General features: G+C 68.5%; 15 protein-coding genes. 5 read left to right on the top strand and 10 right to left on the bottom strand.

Translation table 11 applies throughout. The features are described 5' to 3' along the window. Nucleotides 1–3 precede the first annotated feature (3 nt). The 4 genes from JWP28_RS07550 to JWP28_RS07535 form a co-directional block, all read right to left on the bottom strand. Nucleotides 4–2265 carry a xanthine dehydrogenase family protein molybdopterin-binding subunit gene (locus JWP28_RS07550; protein WP_299541681.1) on the bottom strand — a complete coding sequence of 754 codons (2262 nt, stop codon included), beginning with the start codon at nt 2263–2265 and terminating at the stop codon, nt 4–6. Nucleotides 2266–2362: 97 nt separating this feature from the next. Continuing rightward, on the bottom strand, nt 2363–2968 hold the full coding sequence (locus JWP28_RS07545; RefSeq protein WP_299541679.1) for a zeta toxin family protein: 606 nt from the start codon (nt 2966–2968) through the stop codon (nt 2363–2365). 2 nt (nt 2969–2970) lie between these two features. Continuing rightward, the gene (locus JWP28_RS07540) at nt 2971–3351 is read right to left on the bottom strand and encodes a hypothetical protein (RefSeq protein WP_299541677.1); all 381 of its coding nucleotides are present in this window, start codon (nt 3349–3351) and stop codon (nt 2971–2973) included. 48 nt (nt 3352–3399) lie between these two features. Beyond that, nucleotides 3400–4416 carry an NAD-dependent epimerase gene (locus JWP28_RS07535; protein ID WP_299541675.1) on the bottom strand — a complete coding sequence of 339 codons (1017 nt, stop codon included), beginning with the start codon at nt 4414–4416 and terminating at the stop codon, nt 3400–3402. Between the two features lie 338 nt (nt 4417–4754). Between JWP28_RS07535 and JWP28_RS07530 the strand changes: the two genes are divergently transcribed. Further along, a complete protein-coding gene (locus JWP28_RS07530; protein ID WP_299541673.1) occupies nt 4755–6608 on the top strand; it encodes a phosphoenolpyruvate carboxykinase (GTP) in 1854 nt (617 codons plus the stop codon). An 8-nt stretch (nt 6609–6616) separates the two neighbouring features. On the opposite strand, the gene JWP28_RS07525 is transcribed toward JWP28_RS07530, so the two are convergent. From JWP28_RS07525 to JWP28_RS07505, 5 genes are all read right to left on the bottom strand, one after another. After that, nucleotides 6617–7720 carry a hypothetical protein gene (locus tag JWP28_RS07525; RefSeq protein ID WP_299541671.1) on the bottom strand — a complete coding sequence of 368 codons (1104 nt, stop codon included), beginning with the start codon at nt 7718–7720 and terminating at the stop codon, nt 6617–6619. A gap of 21 nt (nt 7721–7741) precedes the next feature. Next, complete coding sequence (locus JWP28_RS07520) at nt 7742–9673, bottom strand: nucleoside-diphosphate sugar epimerase/dehydratase (RefSeq protein WP_299541669.1); 1932 nt, start codon at nt 9671–9673, stop codon at nt 7742–7744. A 230-nt stretch (nt 9674–9903) separates the two neighbouring features. Then, complete coding sequence (locus JWP28_RS07515) at nt 9904–10596, bottom strand: TorF family putative porin (RefSeq protein ID WP_299541667.1); 693 nt, start codon at nt 10594–10596, stop codon at nt 9904–9906. Nucleotides 10597–10728: 132 nt separating this feature from the next. Continuing rightward, on the bottom strand, nt 10729–11907 hold the full coding sequence (locus JWP28_RS07510) for an outer membrane beta-barrel protein (protein WP_299541665.1): 1179 nt from the start codon (nt 11905–11907) through the stop codon (nt 10729–10731). 212 nt (nt 11908–12119) lie between these two features. After that, nucleotides 12120–12920 carry an SDR family NAD(P)-dependent oxidoreductase gene (locus JWP28_RS07505; protein ID WP_299541663.1) on the bottom strand — a complete coding sequence of 267 codons (801 nt, stop codon included), beginning with the start codon at nt 12918–12920 and terminating at the stop codon, nt 12120–12122. A 91-nt stretch (nt 12921–13011) separates the two neighbouring features. On the opposite strand from JWP28_RS07505, the gene queF reads away from it, so the two are divergent. Further along, the gene (queF, locus tag JWP28_RS07500; protein WP_299541661.1) at nt 13012–13467 is read left to right on the top strand and encodes a preQ(1) synthase; all 456 of its coding nucleotides are present in this window, start codon (nt 13012–13014) and stop codon (nt 13465–13467) included. Nucleotides 13468–13696: 229 nt separating this feature from the next. Here queF and JWP28_RS07495 read toward each other — a convergent pair whose 3' ends face one another. Continuing rightward, nucleotides 13697–14332, bottom strand: a complete 636-nt coding sequence (locus tag JWP28_RS07495) for a nitroreductase (RefSeq protein WP_299541659.1) — start codon at nt 14330–14332, stop codon at nt 13697–13699. A 136-nt stretch (nt 14333–14468) separates the two neighbouring features. On the opposite strand from JWP28_RS07495, the gene JWP28_RS07490 reads away from it, so the two are divergent. The 3 genes from JWP28_RS07490 to JWP28_RS07480 all read left to right on the top strand — a co-directional run bounded on the left by JWP28_RS07490 (nt 14469) and on the right by JWP28_RS07480 (nt 16216). Beyond that, complete coding sequence (locus JWP28_RS07490) at nt 14469–15083, top strand: NUDIX hydrolase (RefSeq protein ID WP_299541657.1); 615 nt, start codon at nt 14469–14471, stop codon at nt 15081–15083. Nucleotides 15084–15113: 30 nt separating this feature from the next. Beyond that, nucleotides 15114–15947: a serine O-acetyltransferase gene (gene cysE, locus JWP28_RS07485; RefSeq protein ID WP_299541655.1), complete on the top strand. Its 834-nt coding sequence runs from the start codon at nt 15114–15116 to the stop codon at nt 15945–15947. Nucleotides 15948–16009: 62 nt separating this feature from the next. Further along, entirely contained in the window at nt 16010–16216 is a 207-nt protein-coding gene (locus tag JWP28_RS07480; protein WP_299541069.1) for a DUF3126 family protein, read from the top strand. The last annotated feature ends 44 nt before the right edge of the window (nt 16217–16260 follow it).

Below are 16260 nucleotides of genomic sequence, written 5' to 3'. Positions count from 1 at the left end.
TGATCAGAGCAGTTTTTCGATCCGGATCGGCAGGTCGCGGATGCGCTTGCCGGTGGCGTGGAAGACGGCGTTGGCCACGGCGGCGTTCATGCCGACGATGCCGATCTCGCCGATGCCCTTGATCCCCAGCGGATTGACCCGCGTGTCCTCCTCGGGGACCAGGATCATGTCCACCTGGCCCACGTCGGCGTTCACCGGGACCATGTAGTCGGCGAAGTTGGTGTTGACGTAGCGAGCCGTAGGCAGGTCGATCTCGGTCGCTTCGTGCAGGGCCGATGACAGGCCCCAGATCGCCCCGCCCATGAACTGGCTGTAGGCGGTCAGCGGATTGACGATCGTGCCGGCGGCAAACGCGCTGACCACGCGGGGCGTGCGGATTTCCCGGGTGCGCTGGTGGATGCGGACCTCGACGAACTGGGCGCCGAAGGCGAAGGCGGTGACGTCGTTGCGGCCGGTCCCGCGGGCCATGGTCATCTTGCCCTGGTAGAGACCGGCCGCGGCGTCGGGCGGCAGGCCCTGGGGGACGTTCTCCACATACACCTCGAGCGCGCCGGCCACGCGGCCGACCGCCTTCTCGAGCGGCTCCCTTTGCCCGCCAGGGCCCACCAGCGCACCGCCGGCGAGCTTCAGGGTGGCGGGATCGGCGCCGGCGAACGGCCCGTCGTTGGCCCGCACGGCGGCCAGCGCCAGCTTGGCGCGCACCTCCTCGCAGGCCTTGGCGGCCACGTTGCCGGTCGAGGCGGCGTTGTTGGAGCCGCCGGCGCCCGGCACCGGCGGCAGGTTGCTGTCGCCCAGCTGGACGGTCACGTCGGCGATCTTCAGGCCCAGGCGATCGGCGACGATGATCGCCAGCAGCGTGTAGGCTCCGGTGCCGATCTCGTGGCCGGCGAGCTGGATGGCAGCCTTTCCGTTGGGCGTCAGCGACAGGCGCGCCGCGCCCGGGCCGATGTTCGAGGGATAGCAGGACGTGGCGCAGCCCAGGCCCACCAGCCAGTCGCCGTCGCGCATGGAGCCCGGCGTCGGGTTGCGCCTGGCCCAGCCGAACTTCGCCGCCGCCTGGTCGAAGCATTTCATCAGCGAGCGGCTGGAGAACGGCCGGCCGTCGATGGGATCGACCTGGGTGTCGTTGATGCGCCTCAGCTCGATGGGGTCCATGCCCAGCGCATAGGCGAGCTCGTCCATGCCGCTCTCCAGCGCGAACATGTAGGGCGTGTCCGGTGGGGCGCGCATGTAGCCCGGCGTATTGCGGTCGGCGTGGACGACGTTGACCTTGGTGGCCACGTTCGGACAGGCGTACATCCTTGAGGTCGTCGCCGTGCCCGCGACGTTGTAGCCGGACGGCCGCGAAGTGACTTCCCAGCCCTCGTGGATCAGGGCGGTGAGCTTGCCGTCGCGGCTCGCCCCAAGCTGCAGGTGATGGCGCGTCTCGGCGCGGTAGGTGGCGATGGTGAAGCCCTGGTCGCGGGTCGGCACCAGCTTGACCGGCCGCTTCAGGCGTCTGGCCGCCAGCGCGATCCAGGCGGTGCGCGAGGTCGGCGCGCCCTTGGAGCCGAAGCCGCCGCCGGCATAGTGCGACACGGTGCGCACATTCGCCAGGTCGAGGCTGAGCTGCCGGGCGAGCGCGGCCTTGAGGCCGTACATCGATTGGGTGGGCTCGTAGATGGTGAGCTTCGGCCCGTCCCAGAAGCAGGTGGTGGTGAACAGCTCCAGGGCGTTGTGGTGCTGGGTCGGGGTCGTATAGCGGGCGTCGATCTTCACCGCGGCCGCGGCGAAGGCTGTGGCGGCGTCGCCGATCGCCGGGTCCTTGCGCTGCGCATCGGTCTTGCGCGGCTGGGCCTCCGCGCCCGGGCTGTCGAAGCTGGCGCTGGGGGTCTCGGCGACATAGTCGATGACCACCTTGTGGGCGGCCTCGCGGGCGGCCTCGAAGGTCTCGGCGGTGACCACGGCGACGATCTGGCCGTCGTGCCAGATCCGGTCGGTCTCCAGCGTGGTCGTGGTGGGACCGCCATCGGGTCCCAGAGGGGACTTGACCTGGCCGCCGACGTTTTCGTGGGTGAGGATGTCGAGCACGCCGGGCGCCGCCCGGGCGGCAGTGAGATCGAAGCCGCGCACCCGGCCGCGGGAGATCGAGCTGGTCACCAGATAGGCGTAGGCGGGGTTCTGCAGCGGTTCGTCGGAGGGGTAGCGGGCCTGGCCGGTGACCTTGGCGGGGCCGTCGATGCGGACAGCGGGCTTGCCGATCAGGCGTCCTGCGTCGTCGGCCATCTCAGACCTCCATCGTGCTCTGCGCATCCGCCATGGCTCGCCGTCTCCCGTCGCTCGCTTGGCGGGACAATCCAGGGACCTAGGGCGGAGTTCCCGGCTAGGCCGTCAGGTCGGGGCCGTAGAGCGCTTGAGCCCAGGCGGGGAGGGGTGGGGCGACACGCAGAACGCGCCCGTTGCCAAAGACGATCAGTCGGCGTGGCCACTCGCCGCCCACACTGTTGTCGAAGACATAGGCTTGGTCTGCGAGGTGAACCGCTTCACGAATCAGCAATTGGTTTCGCTGATAGCGGGCGCGGATCCGGTCCTCCGGCACTGGGTGACCGCCGTGACCGAGGCGCGCCCGCACTCTTGTGACGGCGAGATCAGAGCTCTCGACATTGACGTGGTAGACGGTCACCCGATAACCGGCCGCCTTCGCTTCACTGATGAGATCAAGTTTCGATGGATGGGAAAAGGTCGACTCGGTGACGAGGCTTTGTTGCGTGCGCATAAGCTCTGCGCGCCGTTCGTTGGCCAATCTTTGGCCCAACTCGGCTTCGGCCTGGGTGACGGCATGGTGACCTAGCGTCGAGAACGCCAATCGGTCGGCATTGACGAACTCCGCATCGGTCAGGCGGCGGATTTGAGCCTCATAAAGGCTGGTCTTACCGGCGCCGTTCGGTCCTGCGAGGATATGGAGGACTGGTGGGCGCCCCGCCTCCATCTCTAGGCGATCGTTTCCCAATCGCCGGACGCGGTGCGACGCACAATGCCCCCTTTGCCATCACTTCCAACCGCACCCTCACGGGCGCCAAGCTCCGCAAAATAGTCACGCATCTTCTGATCGGGATTGTCGAAGTAGTCGCCGAGCTCTTCGAAGAACCTATCCTGCTCTGCAGCCGTCAGGTCCTCGATCTTCAGCCGTCCTTCCAGGACGCCGCGCACCTTGCGGATGTCGAAACCCGGCGTGTTTTCGAAGGCCCTGCCGAGCTTGGCCCAATGCTCCACCTGGGCGCCGACGGACCGGTGCAGGACTTCAGCCTCGCGGCGGGCTTCTTCGACGAAGTCGCTGGAGAGCTTGATCGAGGCGCGATTGGTGGCGGGCATGGCGCTGTTCCTCACTCGGTAGCAAAATGCCACCCAATGCCGAAAGTTTCAAGATTTTTGGCCGTAGTAGTCCAGGTACCAGTCCACGAACTTGCCTACGCCCACCTCGACGGGCGTGGACGGCGCATAGCCCAGGGCGGCCTTGGTTTCCTCGACGTCAGCCTCGGTGCGGGCCACGTCGCCGGGCTGCATGGGGAGCAGGTTGAGCTCGGCCTTGCGGCCCAGCTTCTCCTCCAGCACCTGGATGTAGCGCATCAACTCGACGCGTTGGCCGGCGCCGAGGTTGAGCACGCGCCAGGGGGCGACGCCACTGGTGGCGGGGTCGGGTCTCAGCGGATCCCAGGCGGGATTCACCTGCGCCGGGCGGTCGATGGCGGCCACCAGGCCCTCGACGATGTCGGCGACATAGGTGAAGTCGCGCTGCATCCGGCCCTCGCCGTAGACGTCGATGGGCCGACCGGCGAGGATCGCCTCGGTGAACTTGAAGAGCGCCATGTCGGGCCGTCCCCACGGCCCGTAGACCGTGAAGAAGCGGAAGCCCGTGGCGGGGACGCCGAACAGGTGGGCGTAGGAGTGCGCCATCGCTTCGTTGGCGAGCTTGGTCGCGGCGTAGAGGGTGATCGGGTGGTTCGCCCCCTCGTGGACGTTGAACGGCAGCTTGCCGTTGGCGCCGTAGACCGAGCTGGTCGAGGCGAAAACCAGGTGTTTCGGCTGGGTGGCGCGGCAGCCTTCCAGGACGTTGAGGAAGCCCACGACATTGGAGTCCACGTAGGTCCGGGGGCTCTCGAGGCTGTAGCGGACGCCCGCCTGGGCAGCGAGATTGACGACCGCTGCCGGCTTCACCTCCGCGAACAGGGCCGCGACGCCGTCACGGTCAGCGAGGTCGAGCCTGGCGTGACGATAGGCGGGGTGCTGTTCGAGGAGCGCCAGCCGCGCGGCTTTCAGGGCCGGGTCGTAGTAGGGGTTCAGGTCGTCGAGGCCCACGACCGCATCGCCGCGCTCCAGCAGGCGGCGCGCGAGGTGGAAGCCGATGAAACCGGCCGAACCCGTGACCAAGATCGCCATGCCGTCGCAAACTCCCGCCGCCGTCCGGGATGGCTGTGCCACCGCACGGCCGGAACTTCAAATCCGCCGCTCCTGGAGACCGGCGCGTGGCCGGCGCGCGACCTGAAGGACGGCGCCCGGCGGCGGCAGCGAACGCAGGAAAGTGATGGGTGGGTGGAGGGCGACCGTCCGATCCAAACAACATCTTGTGCGTTGATTTCGCGGGCCAGCCTGAATTGCTGGCCCACGGTATGCAGGCAGGCGTTCTGCATTTAAGAGACTGTTCAAATTTGACCGTGCCGGGGCGATGATTCCGCCCGATCAAGACGGGCGGTAAGTGGGGCCAGGGAGCGCCGAGTATGAGCCAACGCATCGTCCCGGGACTCGAGCCCGCGCCGACGAAACACGCGAAGCTGTTGCAATGGGTTCGCGAGATCGCCGCGCTGACGGAGCCGGACCGGGTGCGCTGGTGCGACGGATCCGAGGCTGAGTGGACGCAGCTGACCGAGGAGCTGGTGGCGGCCGGAACGCTGAAACGGCTCAACCCGGCCAAGCGCCCGAACTCCTTCTACGCCGCCTCCGACCCGCGCGACGTGGCGCGCGTCGAGAGCCGCACCTTCATCTGTTCCGAGAAGCCCGAAGACGCCGGCCCCACCAACAACTGGCTGGAGCCCGGGGAGATGCGGGCCGACCTCAAGGACCTGTTCAAGGGCGCCATGCGCGGGCGCACGATGTACGTCGTGCCGTTCTGCATGGGGCCGCTCGGCTCGAAGATCAGCGCCATCGGCGTGGAGATCACCGATTCGGCCTATGTGGCCGTATCCATGAAGATCATGACCCGGATGGGCCAGGCCGCCTTGGACCAGCTCGGCGAGGACGGTTTTTTTGTGCCGGCCGTGCACTCGGTCGGCATGCCGCTGGCCGAGGGCCAGGCCGACGTCGCCTGGCCATGCAACGATATCAAGTACATCGTCCACTTTCCTGAGACGCGGGAGATCTGGTCCTACGGCTCCGGCTACGGCGGCAATGCGCTGTTGGGCAAGAAGTGCTTCGCCCTGCGCATCGCCTCGGTGATGGCTCGCGACGAGGGCTGGCTGGCCGAGCACATGCTGATCCTGAAGCTGACGTCGCCGCAGGGCGAGGTGCGCTACATCTCGGCCGCGTTCCCCAGCGCCTGCGGCAAGACCAACATGGCCATGCTGCAGCCGACCCTGGCCGGCTGGAAGGCCGAGACGATCGGCGACGACATCTGCTGGATGCGGTTCGGCGACGACGGCCGGCTCTATGCGGTGAACCCGGAGGCCGGTTTCTTTGGCGTGGCTCCGGGGACGGGCGAAGACACCAACAAGAACGCGATCGCAGCCCTGCACGCCAATTGCATCTTCACCAACGTGGCCCTGACCGACGACGGCGACGTCTGGTGGGAAGGCCTGACGGCCGAGACGCCGGCGCACCTCATCGACTGGCAAGGCGCCGACTGGACGCCGGCGAGCGCCACGCCCGCCGCGCATCCGAACGCCCGCTTCACGGTCCCGGCCGACCAGTGCCCGGTGGTGGCGTCGGAGTGGGAGGACCCGGCCGGGGTTCCGCTTTCGGCGATCCTGTTCGGCGGCCGCCGCGCCTCGGCGGTGCCGCTGGTCAACGAGGCGCGCGACTGGGCGCACGGGGTGTTCATGGCCTCGAACGTGGCCTCCGAGGGCACGGCGGCGGCGGAGAACGCCATCGGCGAGCTGCGGCGCGATCCCTTCGCCATGCTGCCGTTCTGCGGCTACAACATGGGTGACTATTTCGGCCACTGGCTGGCCCTGGGCGCCAAGGCCGATCCCGCCAAGCTGCCCCGCATCTATTTCGTGAACTGGTTCCGCAAGGACGAGCGCGGCAAGTTCGTCTGGCCCGGCTACGGCGAGAACGCGCGGGTGCTGAAGTGGATCGTCGAGCGGCTGGAAGGCCGCGCCGAGGCGGTGGACACCGCCATCGGCCGCCTGCCGGCGCCGGGCAGCCTGGACGTCTCCGGCCTCGGCCTGACCCAGGCCCAGCTCGACCTGCTGCTGACGGTGGACGCGGACATCTGGCGCCAGGAGGCGGCCCTGGTGCCGGCCTTCTACGAGCGCTTCGGCGCGCGGCTGCCGGCGGCGCTGTGGGCCGAGCTCGAGACCCTGGTGGAGCGGCTGGGCGCGCCGGCCCGCAAGCCGGCGATGGCCGCGGCCGAGTAGCCCTGGCCTTAAGCCTGGCCGAAGAAGGCCGGAAGGTCCTTGGCGACCGCCCGCAGGACGCTTGCCCAGTCGCGCGGCGCGGGCTGCCGGTAGATCCGCAGGCTGGGGTACCACGGACTGTCCGTGCGGCCGTCGTAGAGCCAGCGCCAATCGGGACCCAGGTAGGGCAGGAGCACCCAGCAGGGCTTGCCGATGGCCCCGGCCAGATGCGCGACCGCCGTGTCGACGGCGATGACCAGGTCGAGCTGCTCGATGACCGCCGCGGTGTCGGCGAAGTCGTCCAGCGGCAGGGGACCCTCCGGTTCGAGGGACACGGCGCCCGGCAAGGAGTGCAGGAAGTCCGCGCCTTCGTAGGGCAGCGAGCGTTGCGCATCGTTGGCGTGGACGGCCTTGCCCCTGGCGACGACGCCGATGCGGGCCGCGGGCCCGATCCTGCCGGCCCACTTCGCGCGGCGGTCCGGCGCCGGCGCCAGGTAAGGCTGGCCGTCGGCGAGGCTTTCCAGGGTGACGCCGAGGCGGCCCGGGACGGACCCCATCATGGTCCAGGCGTCGGCGAGGGGGACGCGAAGCCGGCCCTCCGCCGGGATCACCGCCGCACCCAGCCCGGACAGGAGGGCGCAAAGTTCGGGACGCACGACCAGCGTGACCGCGATGCCGCGGGCGACCAGGGCCGGTATGAAACGCGAGTGCTGGATCGCATCTCCGAAACCCTGCTCGTCCCAGATTGTCAGCGAGCGGACGGGCCGGCCGTCCCACTCCGGATAGGGCAGGTCAGGACGCACGCTGCCGGTGCGAAGCGCCGCGCGGGCTTCGAGCAGCGGCCAGGCCTCGGCGTACCGGCCGAGTCCGAGAAGGAGGGTGGCCAGGTTGGTCTCGAGGTCGGCCTGGCCCGGCTCGCGAACCAGCGCCGCGCGGCACTCGTCCGCCGCCGCCTCCCAGCGATGCTGCGCCTCCAGGAGCCCGATCAGGTGCCGGTGGGCCGCCGGCGCCATGCCCGGATCGGTGAGCGCGCGGCGATAGACGGCCTCGGCCGCCGCAAGATCGCCGTCGAGATGAGCGAGGAAGGCGCGCCGCAGTTCAGCGGCCGTCACGGGATCGGTCAGGGAAGTCATCGGCTCGGCTAAAGGCAGGCGTCAGCCGTTGGCGACGACGCGCAGGTTGGGGGTCCCGCCCGGGCGTTCGCCGCGGATCTGGGCGACGAGGTCGAAAAGAGCGCGGCGCACGGCGTCGACGTCGCCGCGGTCGGCCAGGGCCTCCAACTCGGCCAGATGAGCAGCTGAGACCCGCAGCGGGGAGTTCGAGACCACTTCCAGCACCTTGGGGGCGCAGGGCAGGGAGCGCTCGGTCTCGTCGAGCAGGGCCTCGGTGAGCTTTTCGCCGGGCCGCAGGCCGGTGATCTCGATCTCGATCTCCTTGCCCGGCGTGCGGCCGGACAGCGCGATCATCTGACGGGCGAGATCCATGATCCGCACCGGTTCGCCCATCTCCAGCAGGAACAGGCGCGCGTCGCGGCCTTCGCCCTCGGCGCAGGTGGCGGTGGCGTGGAGGACAAGCTGGCTCGCCTCCGGAATGGTCATGAAGAACCGCTCCATGTCCGGATGGGTCACGGTCACCGGACCGCCGCGCTCGATCTGCGACTTGAAGATCGGCACCACGGACCCGGCCGAGCCCAGGACGTTGCCGAAGCGCACGGCGGAGAAGCGCGCGCCCTGGCCGCCGTTCTGCTGCGCTTGGATGACCGACTCGGCCAGACGCTTGGTGGCGCCCATGACGTTGGTCGGATCAACCGCCTTGTCGGTGGAGATCAGCACCATCTGGCCGGCCCCGCAGGCCTTGGAGGCCTCGGCCACGTTCCAGGTGCCGACGACGTTGGTGAGCACGCCCTCGCAGGGGTGCTGCTCGACCATGGAGACGTGCTTCAACGCCGCAGCGTGGAAGACCAGGTCGGGGCGTTCGACGGCGAAGGCGTGGGAGACGCGGGCGGCGTTGCGGACGTCGCAGAGCACCGCCTGGCGCGACATCTGCGGATGGGTCTCGGCCATCTCCCGCTCGATCTCGAACAGGGAGGTCTCGGAGAAGTCGAGGAGGGTCAGGTGGGCGCAACGGAAGGCCGAAACCTGGCGACAGAGCTCCGCGCCGATGGAGCCGCCGGCCCCGGTGACCAGCACGCGGCGGCCGCGGATCAGGTTGCCGATGGCGACGCGGTCGAGCTCGATGGGCTCGCGGGCCAGCAGTTCCTCGATGTTGATGTCGCGCATGGGCAGCAGGGTCACGCCGTCGTGCTGGGCGAGCTCGACGATCGAGGGCAGGCGCAGCAGGCGGATGCCGTCGGTCTTCAGCCGGCCGAGCTGGTCGGCGGTGAGGCCCTTGAGACGCCCGGGCTCTTCGAGGAACAGGATGGCGCGCGGGTAGCGGTTCCAGCGGCGCAGGTCGGCCAGCGCCTCGTCGAGATTCTCGAGGCTTTCGATGATGCAGACGCCGCGCACCTGCTGGCCCACGTCGCGCGGGTCGGTGCCGACGATGCCGACCGGGGTGTAGGTGCGGTCATGGCTGCGGGCGATGTCGCGCAGGTAGGTGTCGGCGAGCGGCGGCGGGCCGATCAGCAGCAGGGACGGCGACTGGGTGATCCGGTCGGTGACCGTCTTCATCGGCGAAAAGCTGTCGAGCGCATGCTCGTGCAGGGCGCGTCGGAGGATCCGCACGCCCATGGAGCCGACCATCTGGAACATCGGCGCCAGGAACAGGGTGGAGCGCGGCAGGCCGCGGGCGCGGTCGATGACGAAGACCCAGAGCAGGAAGACGCCGACGGTCAGCAGCGCGATGCGGGCCAGCACCATGGCGTCCGGGATCGAGGCGTAGCGCCAAGGCGACAGCTCGCGGCGGAACAGCATGGTGAAGCCGCCGGCCAGCGTCGCGTAGAGCACGATGAACTGGACGAGGCTCAGCGACGGCATGCCGGCCAGGTCGAGGCCGCGCCCGCCCGCGGAAGCGATCTGGAAGGCGAGCGCGAACCCCAAGGCGGCAAGCACCACGTCGGCGGCGATGGTCTGGGCTCGAAAGGCCATCCGCTCCATGCGCCCCACTCCGCTCGCTCTTCGAATCGCCAACATAGGCCCGGAGGTGCGAGCGTCTACCCAAGAAGCCCGCAGGAACAGCCGCGCCCGCAATCCCTATAGCATCCCGCGTCCGATCCGTAGCCGTCCACGAGGCGGCGGAGCGTAGAAACGGGGCGACTGTGGCCCAAATGAAAAACCGCCGCTGTGCAGGCGGCGGCTCTCCAGATAGCGCCGGATGCTTAAGGGAAGGTAGCCTTCACGCCCAGGACGACCTTGCTCTTGTAGATGCTTCCGAAGCTGTGCTCGTCGGTGTCCCAGTAGCGCAGGTCGAAGCCGATGTGGCTGTTCAGGGCGTATCCCACGCCGAGGTTCCAGGTGGAGTAGTCCAGCGGCCCCTTGACCTGCTGGTGGCCCAGTGCGCCGCTGACCGAGAATGGCGTCCTGGCGATCGGCATCGACGCATTGAGTTCGAGATAGTTCGCCGGGCCGGTCTTGCCGAGGAAGTCGTCGGAATAGAAGTAGGCGAGGCCGACGGTGGCCGGGCCGATCGGCATGGACGGCGCGATCTTCCACTCGACATAGTCCTCATGCCGCCCCGCGGGGGAGTGAGTAAAGCCGTTGTAGGTGAAGCCGAGATCGAGAGTCACGGGGCCGAGGATTGGCCTTACCCCACCGTAGAGGTCGTATTCCGCCTCTTTCCCGTTCCCGAGCTCGACGTTCGACAGCCATAGGCCAGCGTAACCTATCGCGCCGAGAGTGGTGTCGAGGCCGCCATAGATCTCAGCGCCGCCGTCGGTCCGGCTAAGACCGCGGAATACGTAATCGGTGGCGGCGCCGACGTTGAAGACGACACTGAGCGGCTTCGCCTCTTGCGCCCAAGCAGGCCCGGGGAGGACCAAGCCGGCGCCGAGCGCGGCTGCGATCCATTTCAAGGAGTGCGCCATCGATGCTTCTTCGCATATGAAGCGGACCGGCGCATCACGCCGGCCCGCCTCGCATGTTTTTCACATCGAAGATTGGCGGTCGGCGAGGGCAGGTCCCAAGCGCCAGTCCCCGCGAATTCGCTAGAAGAGGAAACCGGTCTCGAGCATCGCCCGGGTCTGGTCGGTCTTGTCGCCGGATGTGCCGAAGCCGGCGCCCGGCGCGGCGGAGTCGAGCTTGGTGTAGGAGAGCTCGCCTCTGACGAAGAAGGTCTTCAGCTGCCAGGTGGGGGTGAGGGTCAGCGACCAGGCCTTGCTCTTCGGGCCGTAGAGCAGGCTGACCTGGGAGCCGGATGAGCTGATGTACTCGGCGCGGCCGGCGAGGTTGAACATCGGGTTGAAGGCGTATTTCACCAGCACCGCGCCGCCGAAGGTGGAGGCCGAGCCCGGCAGGCCGAGCGAGAGGTCCTTCGGCGTGGTGGAGTATTGCAGGTAGGGGTTGATCACCCACGCCCCGTCGGTGTGGGTCCACAGCAGGTTGTAGATGCTGCCGTTGTTCTGGGCGAGCGGGGTGACGAAGCGCGAGGTCGAGGTCTTGTCGAAGTTGCCCGAGGCGGCGAAGGCCACCGTGTCCTTCGGGTTGAGCACATAGGAGATCAGGCCCGAGCCGCTGGTGTAGTGGTCGGAATAGTAGCCGTCGTTCCACGAGCCCGAGACGGTGAGCGGACCGTTGGTGTAGTTGACCTGCACCCCGCGGCTGATCGCCGGCTCCTGGTTCCACAGCAGGCCGCGGGCGATGTTCAGGTTCTGGAAGGTGAAGGTGTACTCGGCCCCGATCAGGGTCGGCAGCTTGCCGATCATGATGTTGAAGTTGGCGTTGGGCACGATCTTCAGGAAGGCCACCGGCACGAGCTTGAAGGTCTCGTCGGTCAGGCGGCCGGAGGACACGTAGGCCGAGCCCAGCGAGGGGAAGTTGTAGGCCCCGGCCTGGACGTAGAACTGCACCACCCCGTCGGTTTTCTGGATCTCGATCTGGGCATTGCTGAAGTCAGCCTTGCCCTTCTCGTTGTTGCCCAGGACGGCGTTGTTCTGCCAAGTCCCAAGCCCGGTGAACTGGCCGCTGAAGTAGATCTTGCCGAACGGGCCGGTGTCGACGCTGATCGGATCGGCGTTCGCCGACAGCGACGACGACATCGCCGGCGTCGAGAGCGCGGTGGGACCGGCCGGCGCGGCGGCCGGCTGGTCCTCGGCGCGAGCAGCGCCTGCGGTCGCAAGAACCAGCGACGCCACACTCGTCAGGCATGCGAATTTTGTGGTGTTCATGGTCTATCCCCTTATCGCCGGCCTCGTTTGTCCGGGGCGCATCCCAGCCGACCGTGCGCGGCCATGGTTGCGGCCCACCTCCACAGATCAATGTTCGCACCCTCGGTAAGGCTGTGCTTGGCGGAGCTGATCAATGCTTGGGCGTTAGAGGGCTTCGGCGCCGTACTTTTAGGCGCCCCCGGACACCGGCAAGATGTAAAGGCCTGGCGGCTCTACCGGGCGACCAGGGCGGCGTAGCCGAGGTGAGAGCCGGCGTCGACCAGCAGGGTCTCGCCGGTGACGTGGCGGGATGCGCGCGAGGCGAGGAATACGGTCGCCGCGGCGATATCCTCGGGCGTCGATGCGACCTTGAGCGGCGTCCCGGCCGCGGCGTTGGCGCGGATGCGGTCGACGGCCGCCTCCGGGAGTCCCTTGCCGAACCAGGGCGTGTCGATGAACCCCGGGCAGACGGCGTTGACGCGGATCCTGGGCGCCAGCGCCCGGGCCAGCGACAGGGTCATGGTGGTCAGCGCGCCCTTGGAGGCGGCGTAGGGCACCGAGGAGCCGATGCCGGTGACGCCGGCGATGGAGGCGGTGTTGACCACCGCCCCCGGCTGCGGGGCCGCCTCCAGCAGGGCGCGGCAGGCGCGGACCATCTGGAAGGCGCCCACGACGTTGACCGCATAGAGGTCGAGGAAATCCTGGGCCGAGACCGCGTCCATATCGGCGTGATTGGCGAAGCGGGTGATCCCGGCGTTGTTGAACAGGGCGTCGATGCGGCCGAAGGTCTGCGCGGCGGCGGCGATCTTCTTGCAGTCGACGTCGGAGGCGACGTCGCCTTGGACGAGCACGGCCTTGGCGCCCTCGGCCTCCACCAGGCGGGCGGTCTCCTCGGCCTCGGCGGCGCTCCTGGCGTAATTGACCACCACCGCCTCGGCTCCCTGGCGCGCCGTCTCCACGGCGATAGCGCGACCAAGGCCCGTCGAGGCGCCGGTCACCACCACCACGAAGTCTTCGAAACCGCCGCCGGCCATGGCCGCCTCCTCCTGTTTGCAGGTTTGATAGCGGCAAGGGGGGCGGCTGTCTCGGTTGCGGGCTGTCGCCGCCGGAGCTAAAGCCGCCCGCATGGACGAAACCCGACTGACCCAGCTCGGCCGCGAGGTCCGCGGTTTCGCAAGTCCCGACGAGGCCGTGCTGGAGCGCGTGCCCAATCCGCAGGCGGACACGCTCTACCTCGCGCGGTTCACGGCGCCGGAGTTCACCTCGCTCTGCCCGGTGACCGGCCAGCCGGACTTCGCGCATCTGGTCATCGACTACGCGCCGGGCGACTGGCTGATCGAGTCCAAGTCGCTGAAGCTCTACCTGGGCTCGTTCCGCGACCACGGGGCGTTCCACGAGGACTGCACGGTGGCGATCGGCCGGCGGATCGTCGCGGTGGCCGAGCCGCGCTGGCTGCGCATCGGCGGCTACTGGTTTCCGCGCGGCGGCATCCCGATAGATGTGTTCTGGCAAAGCGGCCCGCCGCCCGAAGGCCTCTGGCTGCCGGATCAAGGCGTGGCGCCCTATCGCGGACGCGGCTGACCTCCGCAGTCAGCAAACCTGTTCTCCGAATGTCGGTTTCGAGTTTACCGATTACTCGGCTGAACGGCCAGGCTGCTTTGGGCCGGCTACCGGGCCCGGCGCGGCGCAGCCTGTTCGGGCTTTGCAAAAGGGTTAATTCGGCCTATACCAACTAGGCCCAACTCTCCTCGGGCGTGTCACCTCAGGCCGGACGGCGCTTGCGCCGTCCGGCCGTTGTGTTTTCTAGGCCTTAGCCGGCGTCGCGCCAACGGCTGACGGGAGCCGCGGGGTCGGGCCGCTCGCGCTCCAGGGGCGGCTCGCGGGGCGTGCCCAGCAGGATAAACCCCGCAACCTTTTCCTTCTCCGCGCCGTCCTTTTCCTGGCTCAGGCCAAGGATGGCGTTGGCTTCGGCGTCATAGGCGTACCAGTCGGTGATCCAGTTCGCGCCATAGCCCATGGCGAGCGCCGCGTAGAGCAGGGTGGTGCAGACCGCGCCGGCGGAGAGGCGCTGTTCCCACTCGGGGATGGGGCCGTCGCGCGGCGCGGAGATCACGGCGATGGCCAGCGGCGGGATCTTCAGCTTGGCGAGCTTGGCCGCCGCCGTCTGGTCGCCCCTGGCCTGCGCCAGCGCCTCCAGCCGGGCGGCGAAGCGGGCCTTGGCCTCGCCGTCCAGGATCACGAACCGCCAGGGCGCGAGCTTGCCGTGATCGGGCACGCGCGTGGCGAGGCGCAGCAGGATGGCGATTTCCTCGGGGCTGGGCGCCGGCGCGGTGAGCGTCACCGCCGAGGTCGACCGGCGGGTGGCGAGGAAGGCCAGCACCTCGGGCGTGGGCTTCACCTCGATGGGGGCGCCGAATTGCGGGGGAGGCGGCAGGGCGACGGTCACGGGCGCCTCATGGCAGTTCAAGGGGGCGATTCAAAGGGGGGCTGAGATTGGCGGTTGAGAAGCGTGCTTAAGAAAAGCGATAGGGTGGCTCCTTTATGGGTGCGCCAGCGCGCATCGCAAGGCGAGCCCAGGACCCATGCCGCAGAAACCCGCCTGGCTGCGCCCGCACGGGACGCCCTGGACCTCCGGCGACGAGCGGGTCGTCTTCGAAAGCGGCTGGCTGCGGGTGACCGACCAGACGGCGACCGCGCCCACCGGCAAGCCCGCGCGATACGGACTGGTGCGCTTCAAGAACCTGGCGATCGCGATCCTGCCGATCCACGAGGACGGGACCGTGACCCTGGTCGGCCAGCACCGGTTCCCCCTCGGTGACTACAGCTGGGAACTGCCGGAGGGCGGGTCGCCGCTGGACGAGGATCCGCTGGAGGGCGCCCGGCGGGAGCTGGCCGAAGAGACCGGGCTGGCGGCGGCCGAATGGAGGGAGATTCTGCGCACGGAGCTCTCCAACTCGGTGACCGACGAGCGGATGATCGGCTACCTGGCGCTGGGCCTGTCCGAAGCCTCAGGCAGTCACCGGGCCGACGACACCGAGGCGCTCGCGCTGGCGCGGGTCCCGTTCCGCGAGGCGCTGGACGCCGCCATGGCCGGATATCTTCCCGACATGCTGACAGTGGCGATGCTGCTCAGGGGCTACCATATGGCGCAGGAAGGGTCTTTGCCGGGCGCGCTTGCACACGCCATGCTAGGATAGGGGAGACGCCTCATGGGGCGGGAGGAACTGATGAGCCAGCAGCGCCTGGAAGTCGTCGATTCAACCACTGCGCCGCCGGTCTGGGCGGCGCTCCGCAACGAGGCGCAGGCCGCGGCCCAGAACGAGGCCGCGCTCGCGAGCCTGCTGGCCGCCGTAATCCTGAACCACAAGAGCCTCGGCGCGGCGCTCTCCTATCAGTTGGCCCGCAAGCTCGGCGATCAAGAATTGCGCGGCATGAGCATCCGGGAGATCGCCGAAGAGGCCTACGCGAGCGATCCCGACCTCGTGGATATCGCCGAAGCCGACCTCAAGGCGGTGTTCGAGCGCGATCCGGCCTGCAAGGGCTATGTCCAGCCGTTCCTGTTCTTCAAGGGCTTCCTGGCGCTGCAGACCCATCGCGTGGCGCACTGGCTGTGGAACGAGGGGCGCGAGACGCTGGCGTTCTATCTGCAGAGCCGGATGAGCGAGCTCTTCCAGGTGGACATCAATCCGGCGACCCGCATCGGGCGGGGAGTCTTCATCGATCATGGCACCGGCATCGTGATCGGCGAGACGGCGGTGATCGGCGACGACGTCTCCATGCTGCAGGGCGTGACGCTGGGCGGCACGGGCGCCGAACGCGGCGACCGCCATCCGAAGATCGGCAAGGGCGTACTGCTGGGCGCGGGCGCCAAGGTCCTGGGCAACATCACGATCGGCGACTACGCCAAGATCGCGTCGGGCTCGGTGGTGCTGAAGCCGGTGCCCGCCGGCTGCACGGCCGCGGGCGTGCCCGCACGGCTGGTCAACTGCCCGACCTGCGACGAACCAGCCAAGAGCATGGACCACACGCTGGCCGAAGCGGTCTACGACTACGTTATCTGAGGTTTTCGGAACCGTCGCGAACGGCTAGGTTCGCGCCGCCTTTAGACTTCAGGAGCGTTGGCGTGGACGAACGAATGATCCGAAAGCTCGAGGGCCACCTGCGGGGCACCTTCGCCAACGCCCGCATCGTGCTGACCCCAAGGCCCAAGCAGAAGGATTCCGCCGAGGTCTATGTCGGCGAGGAGTTCGTCGGCGTGGTGTTCGAGGACGAGGACGGCGACGGCTCGTTCATGTTCGAGATGGCGATTTTGTCGGAGGATTTGCCCTAGGCGGAGTGCGGCGTCCGCTGCGGGTGGGAACGAACATTGACCCG

The organism is Phenylobacterium sp., from assembly GCF_028290885.1.
In the GTDB taxonomy this organism is placed as follows: domain Bacteria; phylum Pseudomonadota; class Alphaproteobacteria; order Caulobacterales; family Caulobacteraceae; genus Phenylobacterium.
Note: the sequence above shows the minus strand (reverse complement) of the source record. Positions and strands in the feature narration are given on the sequence as shown.